The organism is Flavobacterium ichthyis (assembly GCF_009915155.1).
GTDB lineage: Bacteria > Bacteroidota > Bacteroidia > Flavobacteriales > Flavobacteriaceae > Flavobacterium > Flavobacterium ichthyis.
This window is the reverse complement of the sequence record NZ_JAABLM010000001.1, coordinates 136,357-150,816: the sequence shown is the minus strand read 5'-3', so window position 1 is coordinate 150,816 and position 14,460 is coordinate 136,357. Positions and strand designations below refer to the sequence as shown.

The 14,460-nt window shown below is 32.2% G+C and carries 8 protein-coding genes and 1 CRISPR repeat array (1 of these 9 only partly in view); of the genes, 6 read left to right on the top strand and 2 right to left on the bottom strand.

The features are described 5' to 3' along the window. Positions 1-50 precede the first annotated feature (50 nt). Positions 51-1,751: a helix-turn-helix domain-containing protein gene (locus tag GV828_RS00590; RefSeq protein WP_166535527.1), complete on the bottom strand. Its 1,701-nt coding sequence runs from the start codon at positions 1,749-1,751 to the stop codon at positions 51-53. A gap of 263 nt (positions 1,752-2,014) precedes the next feature. Continuing rightward, positions 2,015-2,410 carry a hypothetical protein gene (locus GV828_RS00585; protein WP_166535526.1) on the bottom strand — a complete coding sequence of 132 codons (396 nt, stop codon included), beginning with the start codon at positions 2,408-2,410 and terminating at the stop codon, positions 2,015-2,017. 211 nt (positions 2,411-2,621) lie between these two features. Here GV828_RS00585 and GV828_RS00580 point away from each other — a divergent pair, with 211 nt between their 5' ends. The 6 genes from GV828_RS00580 to cas2 all read left to right on the top strand — a co-directional run bounded on the left by GV828_RS00580 (position 2,622) and on the right by cas2 (position 10,236). Next, positions 2,622-2,816 (top strand): hypothetical protein, encoded by a 195-nt coding sequence (locus GV828_RS00580; protein WP_166535525.1) that lies wholly within the window; start codon positions 2,622-2,624, stop codon positions 2,814-2,816. A gap of 143 nt (positions 2,817-2,959) precedes the next feature. After that, positions 2,960-3,397, top strand: coding sequence for a response regulator (locus tag GV828_RS00575; RefSeq protein WP_166535524.1), 438 nt, complete (start codon positions 2,960-2,962; stop codon positions 3,395-3,397). 64 nt (positions 3,398-3,461) lie between these two features. Next, the gene (locus tag GV828_RS00570; RefSeq protein ID WP_166535523.1) at positions 3,462-3,650 is read left to right on the top strand and encodes a hypothetical protein; all 189 of its coding nucleotides are present in this window, start codon (positions 3,462-3,464) and stop codon (positions 3,648-3,650) included. 1,028 nt (positions 3,651-4,678) lie between these two features. Further along, complete coding sequence (gene cas9 / locus GV828_RS00565; protein ID WP_166535522.1) at positions 4,679-8,962, top strand: type II CRISPR RNA-guided endonuclease Cas9; 4,284 nt, start codon at positions 4,679-4,681, stop codon at positions 8,960-8,962. A gap of 12 nt (positions 8,963-8,974) precedes the next feature. Then, on the top strand, positions 8,975-9,901 hold the full coding sequence (gene cas1, locus GV828_RS00560) for a type II CRISPR-associated endonuclease Cas1 (protein ID WP_166535521.1): 927 nt from the start codon (positions 8,975-8,977) through the stop codon (positions 9,899-9,901). After that, positions 9,898-10,236: a CRISPR-associated endonuclease Cas2 gene (gene cas2 / locus GV828_RS00555; RefSeq protein WP_166535730.1), complete on the top strand. Its 339-nt coding sequence runs from the start codon at positions 9,898-9,900 to the stop codon at positions 10,234-10,236. The genes cas1 and cas2 overlap by 4 nt, the downstream gene beginning before the upstream one ends. 57 nt (positions 10,237-10,293) lie before the next feature. Further along, positions 10,294-14,460: a CRISPR direct-repeat array (repeat unit 47 nt; unit sequence GTTGCGATTAATCACGAAGATAAAAAAAATTGAAAGCAATTCACAAC) (it continues 1,655 nt past the right edge of the window).

The window sequence follows — 14,460 nt, the reverse complement described above, 5'->3', positions numbered from 1 at the left end:
ATAAATAATCGAGATATTCAAGCCGGTTTATGATATTGATAATTAGTGTTTTAAGAGCTGTTTTCTGTCTTGTCAATATAATAATTGAGTGAGAGTCCAGTTTGCTTTTTGAACACACGAACAAATGTATTGGCATCTTTATATCCTACCTCTTCCGCCATTGCTTGCAAGGTATATTTACGAAACTGTGGCGAATCTTTAAGTTTTTGAAGCACATATTGAATACGTAATTCTTGTGTATATTCAGTAAAGGTTTTTTGCATTGACTGATTAAAATATTGTGACAAGTAGGCCGTATTGGTATTTAATTTTTTTGCGACTAATGCTAATTTAAAATTCGGATCTAAAAAGTATTCTTTTTCCTCTAGTTTTTTTAAGCCTAGAGACAATTTCTCAACAAGCTTGCTATCCATAGTCTGCCTTAAAGGAGGTTCAACTGTAACGGCAGATGGTTCAGGCATCACCATTTTTGCACCTTTTAAATTTTGTATAATATTTAAAAACCGGGCATGATTTTCTTGCTGCTTTTTATAGTAATGATAAAATCCATACACAACTAGGATTAAAACAATAAGTATGGCAAATAATAATATTTTGATGTGATTTTTAGATTGAATTACTTTATTAGATTCTGCCTCTATAATTTCTAAATCATAGTTATGCAAAAAGTTTAACGATTTACTCTTAATGGCTTCAATTGACCGAATCAATTCTAAACTTTTTTGAGCGAAAGAGTAGGCTTTTCGATGGTCTTTTTTTTCTTGATAACATTGGGTCATAATGTTGTAAGCCATCAACAAATTTTCCTTAGAAACCTTTGTATTTTCATAACTCTCAATATATTTCTGACCATAAAATAACGCGGAATCTACTTGCTTCAAATGATGAAAACAGTCTGCCATTCCTAAATCAAATAATTGCAGCGTTCTTATATGTTCCTTTATTACAGGAAATTTTACTCTTGTTCGGTATAATGACATAGATTGCTCATAATCTCCCGCCAAAGCAGCGCTCTTTGCTTTCCGCATATTGAGCAAAGCTTGGGTATATTCAGGTTGAAAATGGGCTTCAAGTAGCATTTTTGCGGATTCATCAAAATAGTTGTTTGCAGAATCTAGAAATTTTTTTTGCGGAGACTGTACATAATAATTTTGATACGCTTCACCAATAATATTGTATTTATCCGCAAATAATTTTTTATTCATCGCCTCTTTTTCACCCACACCTAATTTTAGGTGTGGCGTTGTCAACAGCTCTTGTTTCAAGAGGCTAATGCCGTTAACGTAATCGCCAGTTGCTACTTTAATAAGGCCGTATTGTTCATTAAATTTGTTTCGTGGAACACTATTTTTGTATTTCTCAAGGTAAAATAATGCAGTATCGTATTCGCCTAAATTTTTATGGATATAAAAAAGCTTATTCACCGCCATCCCCAGTAATTCTTGATAAACCGCACCCGATTTGTTCTGGTTTGCTTTTTCAATGTTTTCAATTAACGTTAGCAAAAGGGTTTTAGAATGATTAAAATCGGATTTATTGTAAAAATAATTGGCGATGTAATAGCTCCCATAAAAACGAAACAGCTCATTTTTACATTTGCTAATTTCCAATGCTTCGGCATAGGCTTTTTCGGGATTGGAAATAAGATATTCTTGAATATTTCGCGTTTTAATTATTTCTGCTTCGCTCAATTCTTGAGCATTAACGCTATTAGTCGATAGTATTATCAGGATTAAAATAAAAATACGCATTTTAGAAAAGTGGGGGTTCTTTATTGCAAATTATCGTGTGCTAATTAACAACAATTCTACATTATAATGAAAATTTTTTTTCAAAATAACCAGTTCATTTTGACTTTTATTGTGATATCTGAAATATATTGAATCTTTATTTATAAAGTACTTATTCAAAAGTACACTACATTTCTTTGCCCCCAAAAAAAAACCAACCGTTGTTGCTATCTTAAACGCAAAACAGTTGGCTGAATGTCAATCAATACCCTTGATTTTTGAGGTCAAATAGTAGCTTCGTTTGGCTGAGTACTTTCTTTGTAATTAAAATATAAAAAAGCTTCCCGTCCAAATTCTCTCGCCAAAAGCAAATCCTTATCCCGACTGCTGATGCTGTCAATTGCGGCATTGATGATATTTTCCGAATGCTGCATATAATTGTCAAAGTCCGCCTGACTAACATCTGCCAAAACGGTGATGTAGGTTGCATCGTCAATTTCTTTAGCCGTAAAATCTTCTTCGTAATTAATGCTTCCATCGTAAGGTTTTATACTTTCGAGATGGAACGTTTTTACTTTCAATATTTCGTTCACAATCTCGTTGTATTTTTCGGTTTGGGGATCTGCTAATTGCAAATGCTCTAATTTTTTATCCATTTTTATTTCTACAAGTGCTTCCATAATAACATAGTGTTTTACCTAAAATTACTGAAGATTTTTATTATGTAAAAAAAATTAAGAATGATTTAAGGGACTTTTTTGGTAATTATCAGTATCTCAATTCAATATCATTCTTAAATCTGTCTATAAAAATGATGTAAGCCTTTCAGTAGTATTTATAACCCCTAAAATAAAAATCAGGTTTAAATTTACTAAAAAAATAGATTGTGTCATGGTCATGATTAAAGATTTGGATATATTAAAGGAAGCGTTTTATAACGAAGGCGTGAGACTTGCAGAAGAAAGGGGTTTTATTAGTTTGGAAGAAATTACCAATCATTTCCCTGATGTGGATCAAACCACGGAGCATTTCATTGTTTTTATGGGTGAACTATGTAAAGGGTTTGACAGCGTTCCAAAAAAATAAATCAATTGCCGTATTTCAACTGAGTAAATTATCAACTGAACGATTTAATAAGATGTTTAATGTTTTTAATTTTCATTTGAGAATATTAGCGATTTCACTCTTAATAAACAAGTCATTATAATTCGATAAATACAACGGTCAACATGCATAAAATTTTAAACAAATTAGTCATCGTTTTGGCGGACGATGATATCGACGACATTCAAATTTTTGAAGATGCCATTGGCGCTGTGATTGAGTACTATGAATTTCATTTTTTTAAAAATGGGATAGAACTTATTAACTATTTATCCAATCCACAACATAATCAGCCGGATATTTTATTTCTTGATCTTAACATGCCACTTATGGGGGGATTTGAAGCATTGAGGATTATTCGGGAAGAGCTGCATTTAGCCGGAATGATTGCCATGTACACTACATCTTCACAAGAGCAACATGTATCTCGAGCCTTTTCAGGAGGTGCAAATTTATTTGTTACCAAACCCCGCGATTTTTCTAAATTAAAAAATTTGCTGCACAAAATTTTGATAGGCACTATCGAATTCGGAGGCGCGGTACCTTACGTTCGGTCGGGTTAATGCTTTATACAAATTTACAATCTATCCCTTTTTAAATAAAATATACAATTATAAAAATCCGGCTATGCAAAAGGTGGCAAACATTGAGAGATTGAAATACGAATTTTACGATGAAGGCGTTCGAATGGCAAGGGAGCACGGATTTATCAGCCTAGATGAATTGCGTACAAAATTCTATGAGCTGGACCACCACGACCCAATTTTTATTGAACTCATTGCCGAACTTTGCAATGGTTTTCAGAGTGTGGAATAGAACAAAAAATACCGCCGAAATTTTAGTTTTTCGCTTTTAACTTCTGAATTATAAATTAGCCTCCAACCTACGATTAAGTCTTTTAAAATACTAGCCGTTTTGCGTTTTGATAGTTTAAAACAACTTCCTAAAGCTAAACAAAACACCGAATGTTATTAACTCGAACATTATGCTTTCTAGTCGTTAAACCTAATGGAATTACAATCAAGCTAATCGTTTGTGAATTTTATAACAGTGAAATCAGTAAAAATATTCTTCTGCATTGTGAATTACCAAAATTACTTGATCCACTAATAGAAAAAATAGTAGTGGCATATTACTCTTTTAAATAGGTATCATTTTTTTTTTTTTTTTTAGCACCAAAAAATCACGAAATTTTATGGCATAAAAAAAGCCCCGAAGATAGTCGAGGCGCTAAATGTTTTCACAACGGAATAATCCTTATTGTGAATTGCTTTCAGTTGCAAATATAAATAAAAACTTTTTTAATCGGTTTACGGAAATCCGTAAGGAAATAAAAAATCTTCATCGTAATATGCGCGAATTATAGATTTATAGTTAAATTTTCGAACGAATTAAAACTTATTAAAGAAATAGTTCAAAAAAATATATTGTCTAAAAAAAGCAAAGGAAGACATTGAAAGAGGAAAGCAATTCACAGCTCATCAAATGAAATACTTGTTTTTTTAATGTAAAAACGTTAGTGTCTCATCGATGAAACATTCGTCTTCCTTTGCTTGCAATACAATGTATAAAATATAATTAATGAAAAAATATTCTATTTTTTGTAACTCTAATGTGGTCGAAATTATCAATTTTGATCTCATTGCTATGCAAAGGTAGAAAATAAATTTTATAAACAAGTATTTTTTTGATGAGGATTTGTTATTTACTATTAAATGACTAAATTTGATAAAAATTCAGGATTAAATCATAATATGAATTATCGGCTGTGACTAATCACAAAGATAAAAATTTTGATGGCAATTCACAACTAAAAAAATATTAAAACAATTAAGAATAAAGCTATGAGTAACAATATATTGGGATTAGACCTCGGAACAACATCAATCGGTTTCGCTCACATTATTGAAGGCGATACACCTGAACAATCTTCTATTAAGAAAATAGGAGTTCGGGTAAATCCTTTGACTACAGATGAACAAACGAATTTCGAAAAAGGAAAACCGGTTTCTGTGAATGCTGACAGAACATTAAAACGTGGAGCTAGACGAAATCTTGACCGTTATCAAGACAGAAGAAAAAATCTGATTGATACTTTATTGAAAGCTAATATTATTACCAATGAAACTATTTTAGCTGAAAACGGTAAGAATACAACACATTCAACTTATTTTTTCAGAGCAAAATCTGCAGTTGAAAAAATTGAGAAAGATGAGTTAGCAAGAGTGTTTTTAGCAATCAATAAAAAACGTGGTTATAAAAGCAGTCGTAAAGCCAAAAATGAAGATGAAGGACAAATCATAGACGGAATGGCGGTTGCGAAGAGATTGTATGAAGAAAATCTAACCCCGGGACAGCTGGCATATCAATTATTAAAAGAGGGGAAAAAGTATTTGCCAGATTTTTACCGTTCAGATTTGCAGGCGGAATTTGATAAAGTGTGGGATTTTCAGAAACAGTTTTATCCAGAAATTTTAACTGATGAATTTTACAAAGAATTAAAAGGAAAAGGGCAAAGAGCAACTTCTGCAATGTTTTGGTCAAAATATGGTTTCAATACCGCAGAAAATAAAGCAAAATCAAGGGAAGAGAAAAAACTTCAAGCTTATGCATGGAGAAGTGAAGCGACTAGCAAACAATTAGAAATAGAGGAGGTTGCCTATGTGATTACCGAAATCAATAATAATCTTAATAATTCCAGCGGATATTTGGGCGCAATCAGCGATAGAAGTAAGGAGTTATATTTTAAAAATCAGACCGTTGGTCAATATTTGTATGAACAAATTAAAGCAAACCCTCACTCAAGATTGAAGAATCAGGTTTTTTATCGTCAGGATTATTTGGATGAATTTGAAAAAATTTGGGAAACACAAGCGGAATTTCATCTTGAATTAACCGAAAAATTGAAAACAGAAATCCGCGATATTGTTATTTTTTATCAAAGAAAACTCAAGTCGCAGAAAGGTTTGGTAAGTTTTTGTGAATTTGAAAGTAAAGAAATTGAAATCGATAAAAGCGGACAAAAAACCAAGAGAACCATCGGCTTAAAAGTTGCTCCTAAATCTTCGCCTTTGTTTCAGGAATTTAAAATCTGGCAGGTTTTGAACAATGTTCTGGTAAGAAAAAAAGGAAGTAGGAAAAGAACCGTAAAGAAAGAGATTGAACCCACTTTATTTGATGAAGAAAAGGAGATTTTTGTTTTTGATTTGGAAACTAAACAAAAATTATTTGATGAGTTAAACATCAAAGGAAATCTAAAATCAGCAAAAATCATTGAACTTTTGGGTTATAAATCTTCTGACTGGGAAATGAATTATTCTGAATTGGAAGGCAACAGAACCAATAAAGTTTTGTATGATGCCTATCTGAAAATTTTGGAATTAGAAGGTTATGATGAAGATTTGCTGAAATTGCAAGGAAAAGATGATATTGATGTTTCTGAATTGAAAGCATCTGCTTTTGAAATCAAAGAAATGGTAAAACGTATTTTTGAAGTATTAAACATCAATATCGAAATTTTAGAATTCGATGCGGAATTGGACGGAAAAGATTTCGAAAAACAAGCTTCTTATCAACTTTGGCATTTGTTGTATTCGTATCAGGAAGATGATTCTAAATCAGGAAATGACACTTTGTTTCGACTTTTAGAAGAAAAATTTGGTTTTAAAAAAGAACATTCTCAAATTTTAGCAAATGTTGCTTTTTCTGATGATTACGGAAATTTGAGTGCCAAAGCAATGCGGAAAATTTACCCTTTCATCAAAGAATTGCATTATGATAAAGCGTGTTTGCAAGCAGGATATAAACATTCCGCATCTTCATTAACCAAAGAAGAAATTGCCACTCGTCCGTTAAAAAATCAATTGGAATTACTCAAAAAAAACAGTTTGAGAAATCCTGTTGTGGAGAAAATTTTGAACCAATTGGTGAATGTTGTCAATACCATCATCGAAACCAACAGCAAAAAGGACGAACACGGAAATATAACCGAGTATTTTAAGTTTGATGAAATTCGTATCGAATTGGCTCGTGAACTGAAGAAAAATGCTAAAGAACGAGCTGAAATGACCACGAATATCAATGCTTCGAAAATTGAAAACGAAAAAATCAGAAATACGATTATAAAAGATTTTCCGCATATCAAAAATCCGAGCAAAAACGATATTGTTCGTTACAAACTGTATCAGGAATTAGCTTTCAATGCTTTCAAAGATTTGTACACCGATGAAAAAATTGACTACGAAAAACTGTACAGCAAAAATTATGATATCGACCACATTATCGCTCAATCTAAAGTTTTTGACGATAGTTTTTCAAACAAAGTTTTGGTTTCGAGACAAGCCAATTTAGACAAAGGAAACAGAACGGCAAATGATTATATGGCTAATAAATCTCCGGAAAGTTATGAGAAATACAAATCAATTGTAGAAACTTTATTTAAAGAGAAAAAAATTACAAAAGCCAAATATCAAAAATTATTGAAACAAGAATCTGAAATTGGTGATGGTTTCATCGACAGAGATTTGCGAGACAGTCAATATATCGCCAAAAAAGCAAGAAATCTTTTGTATGAAATCTGTCGTGTGGTTACTCCAACAACAGGTAGTGTAACCGATAAACTGCGACAAGATTGGGATTTAATCAACATTATGCAGGAGCTGAATTTTGAGAAATTCAAAACTTTAGGCTTAACTGAAATGGTGCAGAAAAAAGACGGCAGTTTTAAAGAAAGAATTGTGGATTGGAGCAAAAGAAACGACCATCGTCATCATGCAATGGATGCTTTAACAGTTGCATTTACTAAGCAAAGTCATATTCAATTTCTTAATTTTTTAAATGCAAGAAAAGATGAGAATCATAAACTACATAATGCGATAGTTGGTATTGAAAATAAAGAAACTACTTGGATTTATGATGAGGACGGAAACAAAAAAAGAGTGTTTAAATCACCAATTCTCAATTTCAGGGAGCAAGCCAAAGAACATCTGGAAAACGTTTTGGTTTCGCACAAAGCAAAAAATAAAGTAGTTACTAAAAACAAGAACAAAACAAAGACAAAAAACGGTGAGAAAACTAAAGTTGAACTCACGCCAAGAGGACAATTACACAAAGAAACCGTTTATGGGAAATACCAATATTACGTCAATAAAGAAGAAAAAATAAGTGCGAAATTTAATGAAGAAACTATTCAAAAAGTAAGTAATCCTATTTATAAAAAACTTTTATTGAAAAGACTTTCAGAAAACGGAAATGACCCGAAAAAGGCTTTTGCAGGGAAAAATGTCTTGAGTAAAAATCCGATTTATCTGAACGAAGAAAAAGCAGAAACACTACCTGAAATAGTAAAATTAACTTGGCTCGAAGAAGATTATTCGATTCGGAAAGACATTACACCAGAAAATTTTAAAGACCTAAAAACCATCGAAAAAGTATTGGATGAAGGTGTAAAAAGAATTCTCAAAAATCGATTGGAAAAATTTGAAAACAATCCGAAAAAAGCATTTTCTGATTTAGATAAAAATCCGATTTGGCTCAATGAAGCAAAAGGAATTTCCATCAAAAGAGTCACGATTTCCGGAGTAAAAAATGCAGAGTTTTTACATTATAAAAAAGATCATCTCGGTAATGAAATTTTAGATAAAGACGGAAAGAAAATTCCAGTGGATTTTGTGAGCACAGGAAATAATCATCATGTTGCCATTTACCGAGACGAAAAAGGAAATTTGCAGGAAAAAGTCGTGTCATTATTTGATGCGGTTCAATTGGTAAATGCGGGAGAATCCATTATAGATAAAAATTACAATCAAGGTTTAGGTTGGCAATTTTTATTTACAATGAAGCAAAATGAATATTTTGTTTTCCCAAATGAAAAAACAGGATTCAATCCAAAAGAAATAGATTTATTAGATCCGAAAAACAAGAAAAAAATAAGCCCAAATTTGTTTAGAGTGCAGAAGTTGGCAACTAAGAATTATATGTTTAGACATCATTTGGAAACAACAGTAGATGATAAAAAAGAATTGAAAAATATAGCATTTATTCACATTCAAAGTTGCAATTTATTGAAAGATATTATCAAAGTTCGTCTCAATCATTTGGGCGACATTGTGAAAATTGGCGAATATTAAACTTAAATAATTATGATCACCCGCTCCATCTACATCGGCAATCCCGCTTATCTTAAACTAAAAGACGAGCAAATGTACATTCTTTGTCCCGAAACCAAAGAAGCCAAAGGAAAAGTTCCTGTTGAAGATTTGGGATTGCTGATGTTGGATCATTTTCAAATCACCATTTCTCACCAACTCATTCAAAAAATGATGGGGAATAATGTGGTGGTCGTGAGTTGCGATGCACATCATCTTCCGCACGGAATAATGTTGCCATTGTATGGTCATACTGAACATTCCGATCGGGTAAAAGACCAGTTGGAAGCCAGTGAACCGCTGAAAAAGCAGCTTTGGAAACAGACGGTGGAATGCAAGATTGAAAACCAGAAAAATGTCCTGATGAAACTGGGGAATTATTACGAACCGATGATTGAATATCAGAGAAATGTAAAATCCGGCGATATAACGAATATGGAAGGGATTGCGGCACAGCATTACTGGAAATACCTCATCAGTCTGGACTTTTTGAGGCAGCGTTTTGGAGATTCACCCAATCAGTTTTTCAATTTCGGATATGCCGTGCTCAGAAGCATTGTCGCAAGAGCTATCGTAGAAACCGGACTTTTGCCTGTTCTCGGCATTTTTCATAAAAATAAATACAATCCGTATTGCCTTGCCGATGATTTAATGGAACCTTATCGTCCGTTTGTTGATTTACTCGTGATGCAGTGGCTAAAAATTCATCCGGAATCAAGCGAAGCGTATCTTGACCGTAGGGAAAAAACCGAAGAACTGACGAAAGAATTTAAAGCGCATATTCTCCAGATTGCGACCAAAGATGTGCGTATCGATGACAAAACAAGACCGTTGCTGGTTGCCGTAAAAACAACGGCTTCGTCGCTTTACAAATGTTACACAGGAGAAAAGCGACTGATTTCCTATCCAGAATTGATATGAATGCCGAAAGGTTTAATGCCTACCGAATTATGTGGGTTTTAGTTTTATACGATTTACCGACGGATACCAAAGCAGCCATGAAAGATGCAAACCGTTTTAGAAAAAGTTTGTTAGACGACGGATTTACACTCTTTCAATTTTCGATGTACGTCCGGCATTGTCCAAGCCGAGAAAATGCTGAGGTACATATCAAGCGTGTCAAAAACTTGCTTCCAAAAGCTGGCAAAGTCGCCATTATGAGTATCACCGACAAACAATTTGGCGACATTGAAATCTTTTTTGCTAGAAATAAAGAAAAACCAAAAACCGGAAGCCAACAACTCGAATTATTCTAAATTTTGATTTCTATTATAAAAAATAACCTTCTGAATTTCAGAAGGTTATTTTTTGAGGTTGCGATTAATCACGAAGATAAAAAAAATTGAAAGCAATTCACAACATATGATTTCGGCAGGAATTAGGAATTTTGGTTGCGATTAATCACGAAGATAAAAAAAATTGAAAGCAATTCACAACATGCTTATAAATTTATGTTTAATCAAAAAGGTTGCGATTAATCACGAAGATAAAAAAAATTGAAAGCAATTCACAACCACCGGCAACTCCACTTATTACAAAGGATGGTTGCGATTAATCACGAAGATAAAAAAAATTGAAAGCAATTCACAACTTTGATTTTTTAGTTTAACAATAAGAAGCCGTTGCGATTAATCACGAAGATAAAAAAAATTGAAAGCAATTCACAACAAGATTATGCGTTGTTGAAATCGTGGGAAGGTTGCGATTAATCACGAAGATAAAAAAAATTGAAAGCAATTCACAACTAAGTGGTGTTGTACTCACCTCTAACGTCGGTTGCGATTAATCACGAAGATAAAAAAAATTGAAAGCAATTCACAACACCCGCAAGTGAAGTTCGTTCAATATTAGAGTTGCGATTAATCACGAAGATAAAAAAAATTGAAAGCAATTCACAACAAAAGTTGCAATGCCATTTTGTTAAGTTCAGTTGCGATTAATCACGAAGATAAAAAAAATTGAAAGCAATTCACAACTTCACTAAGTTCTTTACATACATCATATATGTTGCGATTAATCACGAAGATAAAAAAAATTGAAAGCAATTCACAACTCCAGAATGTTTTGCTTTGCTACCAGCAAGGTTGCGATTAATCACGAAGATAAAAAAAATTGAAAGCAATTCACAACAGGCAAACTATCGGTATAATCGAAAGGCACGTTGCGATTAATCACGAAGATAAAAAAAATTGAAAGCAATTCACAACAGTTTAAATTACTTCAAATGACTAAAGGGAGTTGCGATTAATCACGAAGATAAAAAAAATTGAAAGCAATTCACAACTATCGGGCAACAAAATCAATATCACTATATGTTGCGATTAATCACGAAGATAAAAAAAATTGAAAGCAATTCACAACAAATATCTTCAATTTAACAGTGAAGAATGTGTTGCGATTAATCACGAAGATAAAAAAAATTGAAAGCAATTCACAACCCAAACCAAGTCATAAACAAATTGAATTAAGTTGCGATTAATCACGAAGATAAAAAAAATTGAAAGCAATTCACAACAGTTACGAAATAGGCAAAATATACAATCATGTTGCGATTAATCACGAAGATAAAAAAAATTGAAAGCAATTCACAACTTATTTAAAATAACGCTTATTATTCATTTTGTTGCGATTAATCACGAAGATAAAAAAAATTGAAAGCAATTCACAACTTAGCTTAATTTTAGAAAAAACCGGAACAAGTTGCGATTAATCACGAAGATAAAAAAAATTGAAAGCAATTCACAACTAAACCTCTTTGAGTGATTAATACTTTCACGTTGCGATTAATCACGAAGATAAAAAAAATTGAAAGCAATTCACAACCAAGCAAAAACAGTATTATAATCAATCCCTGTTGCGATTAATCACGAAGATAAAAAAAATTGAAAGCAATTCACAACCCGATGCTAAGATTGAATAGCTTTTACAGTGTTGCGATTAATCACGAAGATAAAAAAAATTGAAAGCAATTCACAACAAGTTTTACCTCAGCCCAAGAAATTACCAAGTTGCGATTAATCACGAAGATAAAAAAAATTGAAAGCAATTCACAACAATTTATAAAATCGTTTTGGGTATTTTTTAGTTGCGATTAATCACGAAGATAAAAAAAATTGAAAGCAATTCACAACGCAGGGTCGTACGAGTAATTATTAGTTGAAGTTGCGATTAATCACGAAGATAAAAAAAATTGAAAGCAATTCACAACATCAAATACTATTTGTCTTTCGTTTTTAGTGTTGCGATTAATCACGAAGATAAAAAAAATTGAAAGCAATTCACAACTAAGATTATAGAAGTCGCATTTTTATTTTCGTTGCGATTAATCACGAAGATAAAAAAAATTGAAAGCAATTCACAACGAATGGGGAAGATAACCTATATCCTTACGAGTTGCGATTAATCACGAAGATAAAAAAAATTGAAAGCAATTCACAACATATAATCCAAACAACAGCAAAGTAATAAGGTTGCGATTAATCACGAAGATAAAAAAAATTGAAAGCAATTCACAACAAGTAGCAATTTTACCGAAGTAAGTGCCAAGTTGCGATTAATCACGAAGATAAAAAAAATTGAAAGCAATTCACAACTTTCTTAGAAATTTCCTTACATTTTGAAACGTTGCGATTAATCACGAAGATAAAAAAAATTGAAAGCAATTCACAACGAACGTGTCATAATAACAGTATAAGGACTTGTTGCGATTAATCACGAAGATAAAAAAAATTGAAAGCAATTCACAACTAACGCTTCAAACGTACGATTCAGACCTAAGTTGCGATTAATCACGAAGATAAAAAAAATTGAAAGCAATTCACAACAATCCAGTTGCTAGTATTATTTTTTGTATAGTTGCGATTAATCACGAAGATAAAAAAAATTGAAAGCAATTCACAACGCGTATAAAAATCAGTTAATAAAGGAAATAGTTGCGATTAATCACGAAGATAAAAAAAATTGAAAGCAATTCACAACTACGACAGATAATAAGATTATAATTAATGGGTTGCGATTAATCACGAAGATAAAAAAAATTGAAAGCAATTCACAACGCTAATAATCTACCGCAAAGGGTTTTAGCAGTTGCGATTAATCACGAAGATAAAAAAAATTGAAAGCAATTCACAACGGCAGCAACGATGTTGTTAACTGGAAATGTGTTGCGATTAATCACGAAGATAAAAAAAATTGAAAGCAATTCACAACCCGGAACAATTGTCTCCAGAGCAAAAGCTTGTTGCGATTAATCACGAAGATAAAAAAAATTGAAAGCAATTCACAACGCTCAAGATTATCGTTTATTCTAAGATTTAGTTGCGATTAATCACGAAGATAAAAAAAATTGAAAGCAATTCACAACTCGATTATCATTTCTTCTAATTTTTTATGAGTTGCGATTAATCACGAAGATAAAAAAAATTGAAAGCAATTCACAACTTGTGAATGGTAAGCCTGTGCGTGAACTTGGTTGCGATTAATCACGAAGATAAAAAAAATTGAAAGCAATTCACAACACTCGTTTGAGTGGGTTTTATTAAAAAGGGGTTGCGATTAATCACGAAGATAAAAAAAATTGAAAGCAATTCACAACGAGGAAAGCGCAGTATTATTATCAGCTTTTGTTGCGATTAATCACGAAGATAAAAAAAATTGAAAGCAATTCACAACGACAAGACGTGCCATAGACTTCTCTTGATTGTTGCGATTAATCACGAAGATAAAAAAAATTGAAAGCAATTCACAACAAAACACAATCCATAGTCTATTTCTTTTAAGTTGCGATTAATCACGAAGATAAAAAAAATTGAAAGCAATTCACAACTTTTTCGATATTCGTTTATAAATCTTTTAGGTTGCGATTAATCACGAAGATAAAAAAAATTGAAAGCAATTCACAACTTTGATTTTGGAACACCTTTGTAAGCTAGAGTTGCGATTAATCACGAAGATAAAAAAAATTGAAAGCAATTCACAACGCCATACCTCCCTCAATCTGGTCTTGTTGAGTTGCGATTAATCACGAAGATAAAAAAAATTGAAAGCAATTCACAACGCACCGTTCTTTTCGGCTATTGCTTTTCGTGTTGCGATTAATCACGAAGATAAAAAAAATTGAAAGCAATTCACAACTACTTCAAACCCTGATAATGAAGAAGATGAGTTGCGATTAATCACGAAGATAAAAAAAATTGAAAGCAATTCACAACGTTGCGCTTCTTCGGCAATAGCTGGATTTAGTTGCGATTAATCACGAAGATAAAAAAAATTGAAAGCAATTCACAACAGCGACATTAGCCCGCTGAAATTAAAATATGTTGCGATTAATCACGAAGATAAAAAAAATTGAAAGCAATTCACAACTAACCAACAAGACGGGATTATCGTAAAATTGTTGCGATTAATCACGAAGATAAAAAAAATTGAAAGCAATTCACAACTAAATTATAGTTCATAAAAAACAGTTAAACGTTGCGATT